We start from the raw sequence: 20,273 nt of genomic DNA on the forward strand, positions 1-20,273 counted from the left end.
AGATGTGTATAAGAGACAGTCCGGTGGCTTATCGGCTGTATCTGCCGGAACCCTGGGCAAAGGATCGCGCACGCCGGAAGAAGGCTGGTGTTCCGAAGGAGATCAAGTTCAGGACCAAACCAGAGATCGCACTGGAGCAGATACGCTGGGCTTGCGAGGCCGGACTGCCCCGCGGGGTCGGATTAATGGACACGGCCTACGGCAATGACTCGCGGCTACGCGCGGGCATGACAGCCTTGGGCGTACTCTACGTGGTCGGCATCTTGCCGAATACCTTAATGTGGCAACCCGGGACCGGCCCGCGACGCAAGGGCAGGCCCCTGAACAATACCGGCCGACGCGACGAGCCTGATCTGGTCTCGGCCGAAGAAGTGATGCTTGCTCTACCGAAACAGGCTTGGCGCACGGTGACGTGGCGGGAAGGCTCGGCCGACCGGCTGTCCTCGCGCTTTGCACGTGTGCGTGTTCGTGTCGGGTACAACAAACTGATTCCCGAGAAGCTGTCGCCGGAGTGGCTGCTGATCGAATGGCCGGAGGGTGAAGCGCAGCCCACCAAATACTGGCTCGCCACACTCCCGGAGACCATCAGCTTCGAGCGGCTCGTCGATCTCGCCAAGCTGCGTTGGCGTATCGAGCGTGACTATCAGGAGCTTAAGCAGGAGGTAGGGCTCGATCACTACGAGGGACGCGGCTGGCGCGGCTTCCATCACCACGCAACTCTGTGTATCGCCGCCTACGGCTTCCTGATCGCCGAGCAGGCGACGATTCCCCCCTCAAGACCGCGTTCCACCGCGCCAATCGCGGTGCCTCGCTTACCCGAAGATTATCGACCCAGAGGCTCCACCCGCGCGGCCTGAGCGCCACATCCCGAACTCTATAGCAACCATGCGCGTCCGATTGATCCGCATGCTCATCAAAACCCTGCCGCGATGTCCATGCTGTGGCGCCGGCGCAGTCTCAATTGGTCGTCGATGTCCATGACGCAGTAAGATTAGCCTTGCAACTGCGCGAAGCGCAGTTGCTGGGCGTAACCCGCCACTGTTACTACTCGCGGAGGCAGAAGCGGTGGATTACGCCTTCGGCTAATCCACCCTGCGTTCCCTACCGCCCCGCAAACAGCGTGCGCTCGCGCTCCACGATCTCGCCGATATAATCCGCCACCGCCCGGATTCGCGCGAGATCCTTGCTGTCGGCGTGCATCAGCATCCAGAACGTCCGCGTGATCGAAATCTCGTCGGGCAGCACCGCGACAAGCTGCGGATAATCGCTCGCCATGAAGTGCGGCAGCACCGCGATACCGAAGCCTGCAAGCGTGGAATTGAGCTGAGCGATCAGATTTGCGCTGCGCAAGCGCGCGGAGATGCGCGGCGACACCTGCGGCAAATAGTCGAGCTCGGGCGTGAACAAGAGTTCCTCGATATAGCCGACGAAGCGGTGCTGCGGCAGCACCTCGCGCGAGGTGATGGTCGGGAAGCGGTCGAGATAGCTGGGCGCGGCATAGAGCCCGAGGCGGTAGTCGAGCAGCTTGCGGCCGACGATGCGGCCTTCCTTCGGCATGGTCAGGCTGATCGCGATATCGGCCTCGCGCTTGGAGAGGCTGAACAGCCGGGCGGTTGCCACCAGCTGCAAATCGAGGTCGGGATAGCGATCGGCAAAGGGTGCCAGCCGCGGCGCCAGGAAGGCGGTGCCAAAGCCATCCGGCGCGCCGATCCGCACCGTGCCGGTCAGCCGCGCCACCGAGCCGCCGACCTGCTCCTGGTTGGCGACGATGGTGGATTCCATCGCCTCCGCGCTATCGGCGACGCGCTGGCCGGACTCGGTGAGGAGATAGCCGGTCTTGCGCCGGTCAAACAGCTTGGCCGACAGGTGCTTTTCCAGCCGGTCGACCCGGCGGATCACGGTCGCATGGTCAACGCCAAGCTGCTTTGCCGCAGCCGAAACCGAGCCGCCCCGCACGATGGCCAGCACGAAGCGGAAGTCGTCCCAGTCGATGTGACCTTGATCCAGCATTTTCGCACATCTATGGTGCATTATCTCAGACTTGAATCCTATAAAATGCAGGTCGATAGGATTTGTCAAAGCGATCAGGCCTCAAGGAGAGCATTCCATGCGTTCAATCGGACATTTCATCGGTGGCAAGGAGGTCAAGGGCACCTCGGGCCGCACCGCCGACGTTTTCGAGCCGATGACTGGTGACGTCCAGGCCAAGGTGGCGCTGGCGTCCAAGGCCGAGGTCCGCGCCGCCGTGGAGAACGCCCGTGCCGCGCAGCCGGAGTGGGCCGCGACCAACCCGCAGCGGCGCGCCCGCGTCATGACGAAATTCGTCGAGCTGGTGCAGCGCGACTACGACAAGCTTGCCGAGCTGCTCGCGCGCGAGCACGGCAAGACCGTGCCCGACGCCAAGGGCGACATCCAGCGCGGCCTCGAGGTCGCCGAGTTCGCCTGCGGCATCCCGCATCTGATGAAGGGCGAATACACCGAAGGCGCCGGCCCCGGCATCGACATCTACTCCATGCGCCAGCCGCTCGGCGTCGTCGCCGGCATCACGCCGTTCAACTTCCCGGCGATGATCCCGATGTGGAAATTCGCGCCCGCGATCGCCTGCGGCAACGCGTTCATCCTGAAGCCATCGGAGCGCGATCCCGGCGTGCCGATGATGCTCGCCGAGCTGATGATCGAGGCAGGCCTGCCGGCCGGCATTCTCAATGTCGTCAACGGCGACAAGGAAGCAGTCGACGCCATCCTCGACGATCCCGATATCAAGGCCGTCGGCTTCGTCGGCTCCACGCCGATCGCGCAGTACATCTATGAGCGCGCCGCGCAGACCGGCAAGCGCTGCCAGTGCTTTGGCGGCGCCAAGAACCACGCCATCATCATGCCCGACGCCGACATGGACCAGGCGGTCGACGCGCTGATCGGCGCCGGCTACGGCTCGGCCGGCGAGCGCTGCATGGCCGTCTCCGTCGCGGTGCCCGTCGGCAAGTCCACCGCCGACCGTCTGATGGAAAAGCTGATCCCGCGCGTCGAGTCGCTCAAGATCGGCACCTCGATCGATCCGTCCGCCGATTACGGTCCGCTGGTCACGCGCGAGGCGGTCGAGAAGGTCAAGGGCTACATCGATATCGGCCTCAAGGAAGGCGCCACGCTCGCCGTCGACGGCCGCGGCTTCAAGATGCAGGGCTACGAGAACGGCTTTTATCTCGGCGGTTCGCTGTTCGACAACGTCACCAAGGACATGCGGATCTACAAGGAAGAGATCTTCGGCCCCGTGCTCTCGGTCGTGCGCGCGCACGACTACAAGGAAGCGCTGGCGCTGCCGTCCGAGCATGATTACGGCAACGGCGTTGCGATCTTCACCCGCGACGGTGACGCTGCGCGCGACTTCGCGGCCAAGGTCAATGTCGGCATGGTCGGCATCAACGTGCCGATCCCGGTGCCGATCGCCTATTACACCTTCGGCGGCTGGAAGAAGTCCGGCTTCGGCGATCTCAACCAGCACGGCCCGGACTCGATCCGCTTCTACACCAAGACCAAGACGGTGACTTCGCGCTGGCCGTCCGGCGTCAAGGAAGGTGCGGAATTCTCGATCCCACTGATGAAGTGAGGCTGTAGCCCAGCCCGTCATTGCGAGCGCAGCGAAGCAATCCAGACTTTTCCCTCGGACACACTGGATTGCTTCGTCGCTTCGCTCCTCGCAATGACGAGAACAGTGAGCAGCCCGGCATGCAGTTCGCTCTGAACGAGGATCAAGTCGCGGTTCGCGACATGGCGTTGGCGTTTGCGGCGGAAAAGATCGCGCCGTACGCGCTGCGCTGGGACGAGGAGAAGCATTTCCCCGTCGACGTGATGCGCGAGGCGGCAACCCTCGGCATGGGCGGCATCTACATCCGCGAGGATGTCGGCGGCTCCGCCATGACCCGGTTCGACGCCGCGCTGATCTTCGAGGCGCTGGCGACGGGTTGCCCGACCACCTCGGCTTTCATCTCGATCCACAACATGGCGTCCTGGATGATCGATGCCTATGGCAGCGACACCCAGCGCCACACATGGTTGCCAAAGCTCTGCACAATGGAGCTGATCGCAAGCTATTGCCTGACCGAGCCGGGCGCCGGCTCCGATGCGGCGGCGCTCCGCACCCGCGCGGTGCGCGACGGCGACCACTACGTCCTCAACGGCCAGAAGCAGTTCATCTCGGGCGCAGGCAGCACCGATCTGCTGGTTGCGATGGTGCGCACCGGCGGCGATGGCCCGGGCGGCATCTCGACCCTCGTCATCGATGGCAAGACGCCGGGCGTCTCCTTCGGTGCCAACGAGCGCAAGATGGGCTGGAACGCGCAGCCCACCCGCGCCGTGATCTTCGAGAACGCGCGCGTGCCGGTGGCCAATCGCCTGAGCGAGGAGGGCGTCGGCTTCAAGATCGCGATGGCAGGCCTGGACGGCGGCCGCCTCAATATCACGGCATGCTCGCTCGGCGGCGCGCAGACCGCGCTCGACAAGGCGCGCACCTACATGAAGGAGCGCAAGGCGTTTGGAAAGCGGCTCGACGAATTCCAGGCCCTGCAATTCAAGCTCGCTGACATGGCGATCGAGCTCGAGGCCGCACGCACCTTCCTGTGGCGCGCCGCTGCTGCGCTCGACCGCAAAGACCCTGACGCGACCATGCTGTGTGCGATGGCCAAGCGATTCGGCACCGATGCCGGATTCGAGGTCGCCAACCAGGCGCTCCAGCTCCATGGCGGCTACGGGTACTTGAGCGAATACGGCATCGAGAAGATCGTGCGCGATCTGCGGGTGCACCAGATTCTCGAAGGCACCAATGAAATCATGCGGCTGATCGTGGCGCGCAAACTTATCGAGGGCGCGCGATGACGGAGGAGGGCGATCTCATCGTTCGCCGCGAGGGCGCGGCGGGCGTGATCCGGCTCAACCGTCCCAAGGCGATAAACGCCATGACGCTGGAGATGTCCGAGGGCATCGACGCGGCGCTCGATCGGTTCGAGACCGATCCTGAAGTCGCAGTGATCATCCTGGAAGGCTCCGGTGAACGTGGCCTCTGCGCTGGCGGCGACATCCGTGGCCTCTGGGAGAGCTCGCGCGAAGGCGGCGATCTCGGCGCGCGGTTCTGGCGCCAGGAATACATCATGAATGCGCGGATCGCGAAGTATCCGAAGCCGTATGTGGCGTTCATGGATGGGCTGGTGATGGGTGGCGGCGTCGGCCTGTCCGGCCATGCCAGCCATCGCGTCGTGACCGATCGCACCAAGCTCGCGATGCCCGAAGTCGGGCTCGGCTTCTTCCCCGATGTCGGCGGCACCTGGTTATTGTCGCGCTCGCCCGGCGAGATCGGCACCTATTTCGGCCTCACCGGCCAGACCATGAATGGGCCCGACGCGATCCATGCAAGATTTGCGGACGCCGTGGTGCCGGCGGCTAAATGGCCGGAGCTGCGCGAGGCGCTGACCAAGGTTCGCCAGGGTGTGACCGCGGCCGAGGTCAGCAAGGTCATCAACGGCTTTGCGACCGGTGAGACCGCGGGGCCGGTCGCAGCAAGAGAGCCGATCATCGATGCATTGTTCGGTTTCGACCGCATGGAAGATATCTTCGCGGCACTCAAGCGTGACAGCTCCGAGTTTGCGCTGGCGACGCTCAAGACGCTCAACGAGAAATCGCCGCGCGGCATGGTGGTGACGCTGAAACTGCTGCGCCTCGCGCGTGGTGCGGCGAGCCTGGAAGAATGTCTGGTGCGCGAATATCGCGCCGCGCTCGAAGTGTTCCGCAGCGATGATTTTCGCGAGGGCGTGCGCGCGGCCGTGATCGACAAGGATCGCAATCCGACCTGGTCGCCGCCGCGGATCGAGGATGTGACGCAAGAGATGCTGGCGCCGTATCTCGCCGAGATCGGCGCCGACGAGCTGAAGTTCAACTAACAACGCTACAAGCGGAGGAAACGAAGATGGCCACGATCGCATTCATCGGTCTCGGCAACATGGGCGGCCCGATGGCGGCCAATTTGGTCAAGGCCGGCCACAAGGTGGTGGCCTTCGATCTCTCCGAGGCCTCGCGCAATCAGGCCAAGGCTGATGGCGCCAGCATCGCCGATAGCGCGGCGGGCGCGGTGAAGGGCGCCGATGTCGTCGTCACCATGCTGCCGGCCGGCAAGCATGTGCTCGGTGTCTGGAACGAGGTCGTTCCCGCCATGGCCAAGGGCGCGCTGATCATCGATAGCTCCACCATCGACGTCGAGAGCGCACGTCAGGCGCATGCGCTCGCAGCCAGGCACGGCGTGCTTTCGGTCGATGCGCCGGTTTCCGGCGGCACCGGTGGCGCCAAGGGCGCCACGCTCACCTTCATGTGCGGCGGCGAGGAGAGCGCATTCGCAGCGGCCAAGCCGGTGCTGGAGAAGATGGGCAAGAAGATCGTCCATTGCGGCGGCAGCGGCGCGGGCCAGGCGGCAAAGATCTGCAACAACATGATCCTCGGCATTTCCATGATTGCGGTCAGCGAGGCCTTTGCGCTCGGTGAGAAGCTCGGCCTCTCGCATCAGGCGCTGTTCGATGTCGCCTCGACCTCGTCGGGGCAGTGCTGGTCGCTGACGACCTATTGCCCGGTTCCGGGCCCGGTGCCGACGTCGCCGGCGAATAATGATTACAAGCCAGGCTTTGCCTCGGCACTGATGGTGAAGGATCTGACCCTGGCGCAGGACGCCGCGAAGGCCGCGGGCGCCGCGACGCCGCTCGGCCGGCATGCGCAGGAGATTTACCAGGCCTTTGACAGAGCGGGGCAGGGCGGGGTGGATTTTTCCGGAATTATCAAGCACGTTAGGGATCTCGCCGGGAAAGCTTGATGACGACATTTCAGGAAGCGCGCGCGTTTCTGCTGCACAACCGCACGGATTACGAGACAGCGGTCAGGGACTTCCGCTGGCCCGATCCGGTTCCCTTCAATTGGGCGCTCGACTGGTTCGACAAGCTGGCGAAGGATGCGGAAGCCAAGGACAGACCCGCGCTGTGGATTGTCGATGCCGCGCAGGACAAGCAGACAAAACTGTCCTTTGGAGCGCTCTCGAAGCGCTCCAACCAGGTCGCCAACTTTCTGCGCGCGCAGGGCCTGAAGCGCGGCGATCATCTCCTGCTGTTGCTCGGCAATGTCGTGCCGCTGTGGGAGACGATGCTGGCGGCGATGAAGCTCGGCGTCGTTGTGATTCCCGCCACCACGCTGCTCACCGCGGACGAGCTGCGTGACCGGCTCGACCGCGGCAAGGCGAAGGCGGTTGTCGCCGCGCAAGATCAGGTCGCGAAATTTGCCAGCCTCGGCGCAGAGAACATCGTGCGCATCGTGGTTGGTGCGGCCTCCGACGGTTGGCTTGCCTATGGCGAGGCGGCGAAGGCCCCTGGCAGCTTTGCCGCCGACGGCTCGACCAACGCCGACGACCCGATGCTGCTCTATTTCACTTCGGGTACGACGGCAAAACCAAAGCTCGTGCTGCACAGCCAGCGTAGCTATCCCGTCGGGCATCTTTCGACCATGTACTGGATCGGGCTGATGCCCGGCGACGTCCATCTCAACATCTCGTCGCCCGGTTGGGCCAAGCACGCCTGGAGCTGTTTCTTCGCGCCATGGAACGCGGGCGCCACCGTGTTCGTGGTCAATCAGCCGCGCTTCGATGCCAAAGGTCTGCTCGCCACCATTGGTCGCTGCGGCGTCACCACGCTGTGCGCGCCGCCGACGGTGTGGCGGCTGTTCATTCAGGAGAACCTGGCGTCGTTCAAGGTGAGCTTGCGCGAAGTCTGCGGCGCCGGCGAGCCGCTCAATCCGGAGGTGATCGACCAGGTGCAGGCCGCCTGGGGCCTCACCATCCGTGACGGCTACGGCCAGACCGAGACCACGGCGCTCGCCGGAAACTCGCCGGGGCAGAAGATCAAGGTCGGCTCGATGGGCCGGCCGCTGCCGGGCTATCGCGTGCAGGTCAGCGATGCCGACGGCCATCCGGCCAAGGAGGGCGAGGTGGCGCTGCTGCTGGGTGCTGATCGTCCGGCCGGATTGATGCAGGGCTATCAAGGCGACGACGGCAAGCTCTCGGGCGCCGAAGGCGCACTCTATCGCAGCGGCGACGTCGTGTTTTCCGATGATGACGGCTATCTCACCTTCGTCGGCCGCTCCGACGACGTGTTCAAATCCTCGGACTATCGCATCAGCCCGTTCGAGCTGGAGAGCGTGTTGCTCGAGCACGAGCTCGTCGCCGAAGCCGCGGTGGTTCCGAGCCCCGATCCGATCCGGCTCGCGATCCCCAAGGCCTTCGTGCTGCTGACCTCGGGTGCGGACCGTACCCCGGAGACGGCGCTCTCCATCTTCAGGCACTTGCACACGCGGCTTGCTCCGTTCAAGCGCATCCGCCGCCTCGAAATCGTCACCGAGCTGCCGAAGACGATCTCTGGCAAAATTCGCCGGGTGCAGCTACGACGGCTCGAACGCGACGACGATCGCAACGATCCGCTGCGCGGCCGGGAATTCCGTGAGGAGGATTTTCCGGAGCTGCCGAAAACAAGAAGTGAGACCTGACGCGACATGAACGAAATCTGGAAGAAGCCGCCGATCACGCTGGAGGCCTATCAGGCCATGGTCGGCAAGGAGATCGGCGTATCGTCCTGGCACCTGATCGATCAGCCCCGCATCGACACCTATGCCGGCGTGACCGAGGATCACCAGTTCATCCATGTCGATCCTGAGCGGGCGAAGAAGGAGACGGCGTTCGGCACCACCATCGCGCACGGCTTCCTGACGATGTCGATGATGTCGGTGATGTCCTACGAAGTGATGCCGGCGATTGCGGGCACCACGATGGGCGTCAATTACGGCTTCGACAAGCTGCGCTTCATCTCGCCGGTGCGCTCGGGCAAGCGCGTCCGCGGCCGCTTCGTCCTAGCGGAGGCCAAGCTGCGAAAGCCCAACGAATTGCAGTCCCGCACCAACGTGACGGTGGAGATCGAGGGCGAGGACAAGCCCGCGCTGGTCGCCGACTGGCTCGGCCTGATCTATTTCGCGTAAGTCCGGGCCGGACTTGACCCGACCATCCATCGCTGCTCAAAAGCCTCTCGGTTTTTGATAGATCGCCGGGGCAAGCCCGGCCATGGCGCCTAACATCCAGGAAGCACACTCATGGCAATCAGGTTCGACGGACGCGTCGCCATCGTCACCGGCGCGGGCAATGGTCTCGGAAAGGCGCATGCGCTGGGCCTCGCGAGCCGCGGCGCGAAAGTCGTTGTCAACGATTTCGGCGGCGCGCGTGACGGCAGCGGCGGTTCGCTCTCGCCGGCCGAGGCCGTGGTCGAGGAAATCCGCAAGGCCGGTGGCACCGCGATGGCGGACGGCGCGGACGTGTCGAATTTCGAGCAGGTTACAGCGATGGTCGAGCGCGCCACCAAGGAATGGGGCAGCGTCGATTTGATGTGCGCCAACGCCGGCATCCTGCGCGACAAATCGTTCGGCAAGATGGAAGCGGCCGATTTCCAGAAGGTGCTCGACGTGCATCTCGTCGGCACCTTCTATTGCTGCAAGGCGGTCTGGGCCGGCATGCGCGACCGCAATTACGGCCGCATCGTGCTGACGACCTCGTCCTCCGGCCTCTACGGCAATTTCGGCCAGGCCAATTACGGCGCGGCGAAGTCCGGCATGGTCGGCCTGATGAACGTGCTGGCCGAGGAAGGCCGCAAGACCGACATCCGCGTCAACATCATCTCGCCGACCGCGGCCACCCGCATGACGGAAGAGCTGCTGCCGCCGCAGGCGCTGCAGCTGATGAAGCCGAACGCGATCACGCCCGCCGTCGAGTACATGCTGAGTGAGGACGCGCCGACCCGCACCATCATGGGCGCCGGCGCCGGCTCCTTCGCCGTGATCAAGATTCTCGAGAGCGAAGGCATCAACCTGCCGGAGGCCGACTGGACGCCGGATGCGGTTGCCGCGCATTTCGCCGAGATCAGCGACATGTCGAAGGCGAGGGCGCTCACGGGTGCGTTCGAGCAGACGCAGAAATACGTGGCGCAGGCCGCGGCACGGGCGGGGATCAAGCTCTGAGCGACGTCGCCGTCATCGGTGCCGGTCCCGCCGGGCTGATGGCGGCAGAGGTGCTGGCGCAAGGCGGCGCCCGCGTCACCGTCTACGACGCCATGCCGTCCGCCGGCCGCAAATTCCTGATGGCCGGACGTGGCGGGCTCAATCTCACTCATAGTGAGCCACTCCCGGATTTCCTCGCCCGCTACCGCGAGGCGATGCCGCATCTGCGCGCTGCGGTCGAAGCGTTTCCGCCCGACGCGCTGCGCGACTGGAGTGCGGCACTTGGACAGCTGACCTTTATCGGCAGCAGCGGGCGGGTGTTTCCAAAAACGTTCAAGGCCTCGCCCTTGCTGCGCGCCTGGCTCCGGCGGCTCGATGCAGCTGGCGTGCAATTCGCGTTTCGGCATCGCTGGACCGGCTGGGACGCGAAGGGCCAGCTCCAATTTCAAACGCCAGATGGCGCGCTTGCCATCGCTCCGAGCGCAACGGTGCTCGCGCTCGGCGGCGCGAGCTGGCCGCGGCTGGGCTCGGCTGGCGCGTGGGTCGATTGTCTCGCCGCGAGGGGCGTTGCCGTCTCGAAGCTCCGGCCTGCGAACTCTGGCTTCACGGTCGCATGGTCCGACGTGTTTCGTGATCGTTTCGAGGGCCAGCCGCTCAAGGGCGTGGCACTGACGGTCGGCGCGCACACGGTGCGCGGCGAAGCCATGATCACCCGCAGCGGAATCGAGGGCGGCGCCATCTACGCGCTGTCGGCAGAGTTGCTCGAGGCGGTACTGGGGATCGGGCAGGCGACATTGACGATCGCCTTGCGGCCCGACCTCGACACCCACGCGCTGACCACGCGCCTGTCGGGCACGCGCGGCAAGCAGTCGCTCGCGAACTTTCTGCGCAAGGCGGCGCAAGTGTCGCCGGTCGGCATCGGCCTGATGCAGGAAGCGGCCATTGCGTCCGGCCGGCCGCTGGCCTCGTTCTCGCCGGCGGAACTCGCGCATCTGGTGAACGCGATCCCGGTTCAGCTCACCGGCGTAGCGCCGATCGATCGTGCCATCTCGACCGCGGGCGGGATCGCTTTCGATGAGCTCGACGACCACTTTATGCTGTGCAAACTGCCCGGTGTATTCGCCGCAGGCGAGATGCTTGACTGGGAGGCGCCGACTGGTGGCTATCTGCTGCAAGCTTCTTTTGCGACGGGAGCGGCTGCGGGCAGGAGCGTTCAGGAGTGGTTGAAGCGTTCATAGAACGCCGTCGCCCTTCGAGGGCCGCTGAAGAAGCGGCCACCTCAGGGTGACGGCTACGAGAGAGCGTCATCTTGAGGTACGAGGTTTCCGGTGCGAAAGCGCCGGAACCGAGCCTCGAAGGATGCGCGGGCGCTCGGTGCGAGCCGCCCCTATCGCAGCTTGCCCCGTGCCGCCACCGGCAGCGTGCCGATGATCTCGTCGCCGCGGACCATCACGACCTCGTCCATCATGTTGACGACGACGCAGACGTGGTTCGGCACGATGCGGACGACGTCGCCGACGTTGGGGCGCGTGTTGCTGCGGGACAGGTCGAGGAAGCCGTGCTCCTCGGCGAAGCGCGCGATCTTGGCTTCGGGGTGCTCCAGGATCAGGCCGTGGCCGTCGAGCCCGCCGGTATCGGTCGTCAGCGTCTTCGAGCCGGCGTCCAGAATGCCGCGCTCGGGTGCGGCGCGGCTCACCACCGTCGAATAGATGTGCAGGGCGCAATCGTCCCAGGTGGCGGAGCCGGCTGCGACCTGCATGCGGTCGTTGTAGATGTAGGTGCCGAAGCGATGCTCGGTGCCGCCCTTGAGCTTGCCGATATTGACGAGGTTCGGCGTGCCGCCGGTCGAGACGATCTTGGCATCGAGCCCGTGCGCGCGCACGCCGGCCAGTGCCTCGTCAAAGAATTTCTGTGCATCGCCCCAGCCGGTCTCGGTCGGGTACAGCATGAAGCCGGCAAACTCCAGTCCCTTGGACGCCGCGATCTCGCGTGCGAGCGCGATCGCTTCCGCAGGCGTCTCGACGCCCGCGCGCTTGCGGCCCGTGTCGCATTCGACCACGACCGAGAGCGGGCGGCCCGAGGCCGCGGCCGCCTTCGGCAGTCCGGCAATGACGGTTGAATTGTCGGCGGCGACCGTCATGTTGGTCTTGGCATTCAGCGCGCCGAGACGCGCCATCTTTTCCTCGCCCAGCAGATTGTAGCTGATCAGGATGTCGTCGATGCCGGCATTGGCCATGATCTCGGCCTCGCCGATCTTCTGGCAGGTGATGCCTTTGGCGCCGGCCGCAACCTGCATCTTCGCAATGGTCGGATTCTTGTGCGTCTTGATATGCGGCCGGTTGGCAACGCCTGCGTCATCGCAAGCCTTCTGAATCCGCGCGATGTTGCGTTCGACCTTGTCCATGTCGATGACGGCGCAGGGCGTGCCGTATTCGCGGGCGATCTTGGCGGCGAGGGGAGCGGTCATGGGTTAAGCCTGTTCAATTTCTTCGCGGAGCATTTCAAGTTCCAGCCAGCGCTCTTCAGCGGCTGACAATTCGTCGTGCGCCTTGGCGATGGCAGCCGACGTATCGTCGAATGTCTTGCGATCTTTGACGTAGAGGTTGGGATCGTCAAGCACCCGCTGCAGTTTGGCAATATCGGCCTGCAGCGTTTCCATCTTCTTCGGCAGCGTTTCGAGCGCGTGCTTCTCGTTGAAGCTCAGCTTGCGCCTGGACGCGGAGGCGGGAGCAGGGGAGCGCTCCTCTTTCTTCTCGGCGGGCGCCTGCGTCTTCGCAGTCTCGCGCTTCAGGTCGGCGCCGCGTTGCGTGAGCATGTCGCTATAGCCGCCGGCATATTCGGTCCATTTGCCGTTACCTTCGGGCGCGATGACGGAGGTGACGATGCGGTCGAGGAAGTCGCGGTCATGGCTGATCAGGATCACCGTGCCCTCGTAGTCGCCGAGCATGTCTTCGAGTACGTCGAGGGTTTCGAGATCGAGGTCGTTGGTCGGCTCGTCCAGCACCAGCAGGTTCGAAGGTTTTGCCAGCGCGCGGGCCAGCATCAGCCGGCCGCGCTCGCCGCCCGAAAGCACCTCTACGGGCGTGCCGCGCTGCTCCTGGGCGAACAGGAAGTCCTTCATGTAGCCGACCACGTGCTTCGGCTTGCCGCCGACCATGATCTGGTCTCCACGGCCACCGGTCAGCGCTTCGGCCAGCGTCGACTTGGGATCGAGGCTTTCGCGGTGCTGGTCGAGCGTGGCCGTCTCGAGATTGGCGCCAAGCCGCACGATGCCTGAATCCGGCTGCGCGCCGCCGGTGAGCAGATTGACCAGCGTGGTCTTGCCGGCGCCGTTGGGGCCGATGATGCCGAGCCGGTCGCCGCGCTGGATGCGGGTGGAGAAATTGTCGACGATCATGCGGTCGCCAAAGGCCTTGGTGATACCCTTGGCCTCGATCACCAGCTTGCCGGATTGCTCCGCTTCGGACGCGGCGAGGCTGGCGGTGCCGGCGGTGCCGCGATAGTTGCGGCGCTGGTCGCGCAGCGCATGCAGATTTCCGAGCCGCTTGACGTTGCGCTTGCGCCGGCCGGAGACGCCGTGGCGCAGCCAGTGCTCCTCGTCGACGATCTTGCGGTCGAGCTTGTGCTGGTCGCGCTCTTCTTCCGCGAGCACCTCGTCGCGCCAGCTCTCGAACGAGGCGAAGCCGCGGTCGATCTGCTTGATCTTGCCGCGGTCGAGCCAGGCGGTGGCGCGCGAGAGATTGGTCAGGAAGCGGCGGTCGTGGCTGATGATCACCAGCGCGCTGCGGCGGCTGTCGAGCTCCTTTTCCAGCCATTCGATGGTGGAGAGATCGAGATGGTTGGTCGGCTCGTCCAGCAGCAGGATGTCGGGCGAGGGCGCCAGCACGCGTGCGAGCGCCGCGCGGCGGGCCTCGCCGCCGGAGACGTTGGCCGGGTTCTCGTTGCCGGTCAGCCCGAGCTGCTCAACTAAATAGCGTGCCTGGTAGGGATCGTCGCCCGGCGCAAGCCCCGCCTCGACATAGGCCAGCGTGGTCTTGTGGTCGCCGAAATCGGGCTCCTGCGGCAAATAGCGAACCGTCGCGCCGGGCTGCACGAAGCGTGTGCCGCCGTCAGCCTCGACGAGGCCGGCAGCGATCTTCAGCAGCGTCGACTTGCCGGAGCCGTTGCGCCCGATCAGGCAGACGCGCTCGCTTGGCGCGACATTGAGCTCGACGCCGCTCAAAAGCGGCGTGCCGCCAAAGGTCAGCCGGATGTCTTTCAGTTGGATCAGCGGCGGCGCCATGGTCAGCTCTGGCTCGTAGCAGCTTGGTCGGCGCGGCGGCGCTGGATTCGGCGCAGCGTCTGGTCGAGCGCCGAGAGGAAGGCGGAACGGTCGCGTGGCGCGAACGAACGCGGGCCGCCGGTCACTTCGCCCGCCGAGCGCAAATCGGTCATCAGATTGCGCACGGCCAGCGTCATCCCGATCGACTCTTCCGTAAACGGCTTGCCGTTCGGCGCGATCACGTCGGCGCCGGCTTTCACGCAGCGGCTCGCCAGCGGAATGTCGGAGGTGATGACGACGTCGCCCGGCCTGGCCCGCTCCGCAATCCAGTCGTCGGCCGCGTCCATGCCCGCACCCGCGGCGATGCGCTCGATCAGGGGATCCTGCGGCACACGGATAAAATTGCCGGCGACCACGCTCACGGGGACGCCGTGGCGGCTCGCAACGCGGTAGATCTCGTCCTTCACAGGACAGGCGTCGGCGTCGACATAGATGCGGGTGGGGGTGTCAGTCATTCGCCGCGTGGTACCCCATTCGGGCCGCAAAGGCGAGGGGATTGACCGGTGTTCCCGGGGGCCTACGATCACCCCTGAAACAACAAGAATTCAGGGGAAAGCCCGCCATGCCGAACCGGCTCGAAACTTACCGCGTCGAGGCCTACAACACGGCCAAACAGTCCGAAAACAAGATGCACGACGACACGGTGGCGCGCCGCTTCGGCTTTTCCGGTGGCCTCGTCCCGGGCGTCGATGTCTTCGCCTACATGATGCACGTGCCGGTGGCGCGCTGGGGCCGCGATTTCCTCGCGCGCGGGCTGGTCGAGGCGCGCTTCATCAAGCCGGTCTATGACGGCGAGACCGCCGATGTCGATGCGACCGAGCACAACGGCCTGCTCACGATCGAGGTCTTCAGCCGCACCGAGCTTTGCGCCACGGGCACCGCATCGCTGCCGGCGGCAACGCCAGTGGCGTCATTGGGCGACTATGTCGAAGTCCCTGCGGTCGCCGAGCGCAAGCCGGTCAGCCCGGCCATTTTTGAGGCCGGCAAATGGCTCGGCACGACGCCGCGCCGCTGGGCTGGGCAGGATGCGACCGGCTATCTCGCCGACGTCAGAGAGACCGATCCGATTTTCGCGCGCGAGGGGCTCGGCCATCCCGGCCTGATTCAGCGGGTGATGAACCGCGTGCTGGTCGACAATACCATTCTGGGCCCGTGGATCCACGTCGGCAGCCGCATGCAGCTGCTGTCGCCCGCGCGCACCGGCGACGAGATCACCGCGCGGGCGAAGGTGACAGCGAATTACGAGAAGAAGGGTCACCGCTTTGTCGAACTCGACGCGCTGGTCGTGGCCAACGGCACAATGCCGCTGGCGCATTGCCAGCATACCGCGATCTACCAGCCGCGGGAGCAGGCGGCGGCGTAGGGAAGGGGCACGTTGCTTCCACATATTCGGTGTCATTCCTCGCGAAAGCGGGGAATCCAGTACACCGCGGCTTCTCGGTCAATCACCACTGTCTCGGAGTACTGGATCGCCCGCTTTCGCGGGCGATGACAGCATTGTTGTTGAGGCAGAAGCGTCCCTTACGCCGCCTTCCCCTTCGCGTCCTGGATCGCGCGCCAGACACGCTCCGGCGTCAGCGGCATGTCGATGTGCTTGATGCCGTAGTCCGACAGCGCATCGACCACCGCATTCACCACGGTCGAGAGACTGCCGGCGCAGCCGGCTTCGCCGCAGCCCTTGGTGCCCAGGGGATTGCTCTTGGCCGGCACCGGGTGATCGCCGACCTCCATGAACGGCACGTCCTCGGCGCGGGGCAGTGCGTAGTCCATCAGCGAGCCCGTGATCGGCTGGCCGCTCTCGTCGTAGCGGACGTGCTCCATCAGCGCCTGGCCGATGCCCTGGACCACGCCGCCATGGAGCTGGCCCGCGACCAGCATCGGGTTGATCACGGTGCCAAAGTCGTTCACGGCGCTGTAGCGCACGATCTGCACCACGCCCGTGTCCGGATCGACCTCGACCTCGGCAACGTGGCAGCCGTTCGGGAAGGATGACGGCACCGGCTCGCTGGTGTGGTCGACGTCGAGCGAGTCAGGCACGCCGTCCGGCACTTTGCCGTCATGCAGCTTCTTGGCGAGCTCCATGATGTCGATGCTGCGGTCGGTGCCGGCGATGGTGAAGGCACCGTCGGCGAACTCGATGTCGGCTTCCGACGCTTCCAGCATGTGTGCCGCGGCGCGCTTGCCCTTTTCGATCACAAGCTTCGACGACTCCACGATGGCTTGCCCGGTCGCGGTGATCGAGCGCGAGCCGCCGGTGCCGTTGCCGGCGTGGACGATGTCGCTGTCGCCCTGCACCAGCTTCACGCTCTCGAAGGGGACGCCCAGCTGCGCGCACAGCACCTGCGCGAACGGCGTGGCGTGGCCCTGACCGTAGTCGAGCGTGCCGGTGATCAGCTGCACGCTGCCATCGGGATCGAACACGATTTTGCCGAGCTCGGGGCTCGGTGGCGCGGTGACCTCGAGATAGGAGCCGACGGCGATGCCGCGCAGCTTGCCGGCCTTCTTGCTCTCCTTCTTGCGCTTGACGAAATTCTCGTGGTCGGAGATTTCGAGCGCCTTGGTGAACACCGCCTGGAAGTCGCCGCTGTCATAGGTGACGCCCGAGGAGGCGGGGAAAGGCATCTGGTTCGGCTTGATGAAGTTGCGCTTGCGCATTGTCAGCCGGTTGATGCCCATCTCGTCGGCGGCGCGGTCGATCAGCCGCTCCATGTAATAGTTGGCCTCGGGCCGGCCGGCGCCGCGATAGGCACCCATCAGTGTGGTGTTGGTCAGCACCGTCTTGATGTCGACGCTCATCAGCGGTGTGCGATAGACGCTCGAAAAATTCTTGCCGGTGTTGAGCGAGAGCGGGCTCGGCGAAACGCCGGTGATATAGGCGCCGAGATTGCCGTAGCCGGACAGCTTTGCGGCGAGGAAATGCCCTTCGGCATCGAGCGCCAGCTCGGCATGGATCCGCTGCGCGCGGCCGTGGCTGTCGGAGAGGAAGCTGGTGGAGCGCTCGTCGAGCCACTTCACCGGGCGTCCCAGCGCCTTCGCCGCGTACAGGATGCACATGTATTCGGGATAGTTGACGTTCTTCATGCCGAAGGAGCCGCCGACATTGGCGGTGAGGATGCGCACCTTCTCGTTCGGCACCTTCAGGTTCTTGGCGAGGTTGGCGCGGTTGCCGGCAACGCCCTGGGTCGGCATCTGGATGGTGTAGCGTTCGGTGGTCTTGTCGTAGGAGGCAAGTCCCACGCGCGGCTCCATCGAGACCACCGCGACGCGGGTGTTCTCGATGTCGACCTTGGTGACATGGGCGGCGCTGGCGAAAGCGGCGTTGACCTTCTCCATGTCGCCATAATGGTAGTCGAGCGCGACGTTGTTCGGGATGTGGTCGTAGAGCTGCGGCGCGCCGGGCTTGGTGGCTTCCTCGGGATCGGTCACCGCCGGCAGCGGCTCGATATCGAGCTCGACCGCCTCGGCCGCGTCGCGCGCCTGGGCCAGCGTGTCGGCGACCACGAAGGCGACGGGATCGCCGACGAAGCGGACCTTGTCGGTCGCCAGCGGCTGGCGGTTGGTCTGGAGCAGGGGCGAGCCGTCGCGGCTCTTCAGCGGCAGGCCGCAGGTGAAGGGGCCATAGCCGGCCGCGTCGAGGTCCTTGCCGGTCCACACGCCCAGCACGCCCGGCATCGCCCTGGCGGCGTCGGTTCCAATACTGCGGAGGAGGCCATGGGCATGGGTCGAGCGGACGACCACGCAATGGGCCTGGCCGGGCAGGTTGAAATCGTCGGTGTAGCGGCCCTTGCCGCGCACCAGAGTGTCGTCTTCCTTGCGGCGGAGCGGCTGTCCGACGCCGTATTTTTGCAGTGCAATAGCGTTTTCGAGCGTGGACGATTTGGTGTGTTCTTGCATGGGAATGACCTGAAAAGCCGGCAATTGCGCGTTTTGGGGAGCGCTTGGGGGACCGGACCCTTCAAAAATAACCCACGGGCCCGTTCACGACAACGCACGAATGGGCATGGTCCCATGTGATGCGTTGTTGCGCAGACCGGCTGCGCTGCTAATGTTTCAGGCGAAAAAGCAATTCCAGATCGGCCCTTAGGCCGCGGAAAGACAGTTTGTATGAATGACCACACGCGGCTCCGCGACGGCCATGGGCCGCACGGTGAGCTCGAGGGGTCGATGGCGGCGGTGGCGTTGGCCCCCGAACCGGCTGTCGCCGCACAAGCGCCGGGAACCGGCGTCTATGCGGCGCTCGACCTCGGCACCAACAATTGCAGGCTCCTGATCGCCTGTCCGACCCACGACGGCTTTCGCGTGGTCGATTCCTTCTCGCGCATCATCCGGCTCGGCGAGGGCGTCTCGGCGACCGGCTCGATCAGCGAGGCCGCGATCGATCGCGCCATCGCCGCGCTCAGCATCTGCCGGGACAAGATCAACCTGCGCAAGGCCAAGCGGCTGCGGCTGATCGCGACCGAAGCCTGCCGTGCGGCCTCGAATGCGGAGGGCTTTCGCAGCCGCGTCGCGGCCGAGACCGGCATCGAGCTCGAGGTGATCGACCGCGAGACGGAAGCATCTCTTGCGATGCTCGGCTGCTCGCCGCTGGTCGACCCGAAGGGCCGCGGTGCCATCCTGTTCGATATCGGCGGCGGCTCGACCGAGCTGGTGCGGATCGAGCGCGATCCCGCCAATCCGGAGCCGCGCATCAAGGCCTGGATGTCGATCCCGCTCGGCGTGGTGACGCTGGCCGAGCAGTTTGGCGGCCGCGACGTGACGCCGGAGATTTATGCTGCGATGGAGCAGGAGGTCGCCAACCATGTTACGCCGTTCGCGGAGCAACATGGCGGCGATCTCGCCGACATGCATCTGCTCGGCACCTCGGGCACGGTGACCACGCTCGCCGGCATCCATCTCAATCTCGCACGCTACGACCGTCGCCGCATCGACAGCATCTGGATGAACGATTCCGACCTCACCGCAACCATCAACAAGCTGCTCGGCATGAGCTACGAGGACCGCGCCAACAACAGCTGCATCAGCGTCGAGCGCGCCGATCTCGTGCTGGCCGGCTGCGCCATCCTCGATGCGATCCGCCGCGCTTTCCCGCTGCCGCGCCTGCGCGTCGCCGACCGTGGCCTGCGCGAGGGCATGCTGGTCGAGATGATGCGCGAGGACGGCGCGCTCAGGAGCTGGTGAGATGGCGAAAGACACCACCGGCCGCTTGCACGTCCAGGTCAAGACCGGCGGCAAGCGCAAATTGTCGTCGAAGCTGTGGCTGGAGCGGCAGCTCAACGATCCCTATGTTGTCAAGGCCAAGGCGATGGGCTATCGCTCGCGCGCCGCTTTCAAGCTGCTCGAGATCGACGACAAATACCGCCTGCTGAAAGCAGGCATGGCCGTGGTCGATCTTGGTGCTGCGCCCGGCGGCTGGAGCCAGATCGCGGCCAAGCGCGTCGGCTCGATCGACGGCAAGGGCAAGGTCGTCGCGATCGATCTGTTGGACATGCCCGAGATTGCCGGCGTCGACTTCGCGCAGCTCGACTTCATGGACAACGACGCCCCGGCGAAGCTCAACGCCATGCTCGGCGGCGGGGCCGACGTGGTGATGTCCGACATGGCCGCCAACACCACCGGTCACCGCAAGACCGACCAGCTTCGCATCGTCGGCCTGATCGAGACCGCGGCCGCGTTTGCCTGCGACGTGCTCAAGCCCGGCGGAACGTTTCTCGCAAAAGCGTTTCAGAGCGGCGCCGACGCCGAGCTGCTCGCCCAGCTCAAGCGCGACTTTGCGTCCGTGCGTCACGTCAAGCCGGCCGCGAGCCGGCAAGATTCCTCGGAGCGCTACGTGCTCGCGACGGGATTTCGGGGTGGGGCCGGCGGAGAGTAGCGGTCTGGCTTTTCAAGAACCTTGCCACCG

17 protein-coding genes are annotated in these 20,273 nt (G+C 65.3%); 12 read left to right on the forward strand and 5 right to left on the reverse strand.

The genetic code is table 11. The annotated features are described in order from the left end of the window. The coding region (locus FXB40_RS39910; RefSeq protein WP_148777752.1) for an IS701 family transposase at nt 1–857 on the forward strand (857 nt) is incomplete at its 5' end. A 244-nt stretch (nt 858–1,101) separates the two neighbouring features. Here the strand turns inward: FXB40_RS39910 and FXB40_RS39920 are convergent. Next, nucleotides 1,102–2,010, reverse strand: coding sequence for a LysR family transcriptional regulator (locus tag FXB40_RS39920; protein ID WP_148777753.1), 909 nt, complete (start codon nt 2,008–2,010; stop codon nt 1,102–1,104). Nucleotides 2,011–2,107: 97 nt separating this feature from the next. Here FXB40_RS39920 and FXB40_RS39925 point away from each other — a divergent pair, with 97 nt between their 5' ends. The 8 genes from FXB40_RS39925 (at nt 2,108) to FXB40_RS39960 (ending at nt 11,291) form a co-directional block, all read left to right on the forward strand. Then, entirely contained in the window at nt 2,108–3,604 is a 1,497-nt protein-coding gene (locus tag FXB40_RS39925; protein WP_148777754.1) for a CoA-acylating methylmalonate-semialdehyde dehydrogenase, read from the forward strand. 119 nt (nt 3,605–3,723) lie between these two features. After that, nucleotides 3,724–4,869, forward strand: a complete 1,146-nt coding sequence (locus FXB40_RS39930; protein ID WP_148777755.1) for an isobutyryl-CoA dehydrogenase — start codon at nt 3,724–3,726, stop codon at nt 4,867–4,869. After that, nucleotides 4,866–5,927: an enoyl-CoA hydratase/isomerase family protein gene (locus FXB40_RS39935; RefSeq protein ID WP_148777756.1), complete on the forward strand. Its 1,062-nt coding sequence runs from the start codon at nt 4,866–4,868 to the stop codon at nt 5,925–5,927. Before FXB40_RS39930 ends, FXB40_RS39935 begins: the two co-directional genes overlap by 4 nt. Before the next feature lie 26 nt (nt 5,928–5,953). Continuing rightward, on the forward strand, nt 5,954–6,844 hold the full coding sequence (mmsB, locus tag FXB40_RS39940) for a 3-hydroxyisobutyrate dehydrogenase (protein ID WP_148777757.1): 891 nt from the start codon (nt 5,954–5,956) through the stop codon (nt 6,842–6,844). Beyond that, nucleotides 6,844–8,559 carry an AMP-binding protein gene (locus tag FXB40_RS39945; RefSeq protein WP_148777758.1) on the forward strand — a complete coding sequence of 572 codons (1,716 nt, stop codon included), beginning with the start codon at nt 6,844–6,846 and terminating at the stop codon, nt 8,557–8,559. Before mmsB ends, FXB40_RS39945 begins: the two co-directional genes overlap by 1 nt. 6 nt (nt 8,560–8,565) lie before the next feature. Beyond that, nucleotides 8,566–9,045: a MaoC family dehydratase gene (locus FXB40_RS39950; RefSeq protein WP_148777759.1), complete on the forward strand. Its 480-nt coding sequence runs from the start codon at nt 8,566–8,568 to the stop codon at nt 9,043–9,045. Between the two features lie 111 nt (nt 9,046–9,156). Next, the gene (locus FXB40_RS39955; RefSeq protein WP_148777760.1) at nt 9,157–10,074 is read left to right on the forward strand and encodes an SDR family NAD(P)-dependent oxidoreductase; all 918 of its coding nucleotides are present in this window, start codon (nt 9,157–9,159) and stop codon (nt 10,072–10,074) included. Further along, nucleotides 10,071–11,291, forward strand: a complete 1,221-nt coding sequence (locus FXB40_RS39960; protein WP_148777761.1) for a BaiN/RdsA family NAD(P)/FAD-dependent oxidoreductase — start codon at nt 10,071–10,073, stop codon at nt 11,289–11,291. The genes FXB40_RS39955 and FXB40_RS39960 overlap by 4 nt, the downstream gene beginning before the upstream one ends. 149 nt (nt 11,292–11,440) lie before the next feature. Here the strand turns inward: FXB40_RS39960 and FXB40_RS39965 are convergent, their stop codons facing one another. Genes FXB40_RS39965 through FXB40_RS39975 form a run of 3 tightly spaced genes read right to left on the reverse strand, consistent with a single transcriptional unit; the run spans nt 11,441 to nt 14,829 of the window. Further along, nucleotides 11,441–12,520 carry a D-TA family PLP-dependent enzyme gene (locus FXB40_RS39965; protein WP_148777762.1) on the reverse strand — a complete coding sequence of 360 codons (1,080 nt, stop codon included), beginning with the start codon at nt 12,518–12,520 and terminating at the stop codon, nt 11,441–11,443. Nucleotides 12,521–12,523: 3 nt separating this feature from the next. Beyond that, nucleotides 12,524–14,335 (reverse strand): ABC-F family ATP-binding cassette domain-containing protein, encoded by a 1,812-nt coding sequence (locus tag FXB40_RS39970; RefSeq protein ID WP_148777763.1) that lies wholly within the window; start codon nt 14,333–14,335, stop codon nt 12,524–12,526. A gap of 2 nt (nt 14,336–14,337) precedes the next feature. Next, on the reverse strand, nt 14,338–14,829 hold the full coding sequence (locus FXB40_RS39975) for a YaiI/YqxD family protein (protein ID WP_148777764.1): 492 nt from the start codon (nt 14,827–14,829) through the stop codon (nt 14,338–14,340). Nucleotides 14,830–14,936: 107 nt separating this feature from the next. Here FXB40_RS39975 and FXB40_RS39980 point away from each other — a divergent pair, with 107 nt between their 5' ends. After that, nucleotides 14,937–15,737, forward strand: coding sequence for a hotdog family protein (locus FXB40_RS39980; protein WP_148777765.1), 801 nt, complete (start codon nt 14,937–14,939; stop codon nt 15,735–15,737). 158 nt (nt 15,738–15,895) lie between these two features. Here FXB40_RS39980 and FXB40_RS39985 read toward each other — a convergent pair whose 3' ends face one another. Next, nucleotides 15,896–18,268 (reverse strand): xanthine dehydrogenase family protein molybdopterin-binding subunit, encoded by a 2,373-nt coding sequence (locus FXB40_RS39985; protein WP_148777766.1) that lies wholly within the window; start codon nt 18,266–18,268, stop codon nt 15,896–15,898. A gap of 210 nt (nt 18,269–18,478) precedes the next feature. Between FXB40_RS39985 and FXB40_RS39990 the strand changes: the two genes are divergently transcribed. Together FXB40_RS39990 and FXB40_RS39995 are read left to right on the forward strand one after the other, a co-directional pair. Further along, nucleotides 18,479–19,552, forward strand: a complete 1,074-nt coding sequence (locus FXB40_RS39990; RefSeq protein WP_148777767.1) for a Ppx/GppA phosphatase family protein — start codon at nt 18,479–18,481, stop codon at nt 19,550–19,552. Between the two features lies 1 nt (nt 19,553). Beyond that, nucleotides 19,554–20,243 (forward strand): RlmE family RNA methyltransferase, encoded by a 690-nt coding sequence (locus FXB40_RS39995; RefSeq protein ID WP_148777768.1) that lies wholly within the window; start codon nt 19,554–19,556, stop codon nt 20,241–20,243. Nucleotides 20,244–20,273: the final 30 nt, after the last annotated feature.

The sequence above is a fragment of the Bradyrhizobium rifense genome (assembly GCF_008123425.1).
In the GTDB taxonomy this organism is placed as follows: domain Bacteria; phylum Pseudomonadota; class Alphaproteobacteria; order Rhizobiales; family Xanthobacteraceae; genus Bradyrhizobium; species Bradyrhizobium rifense.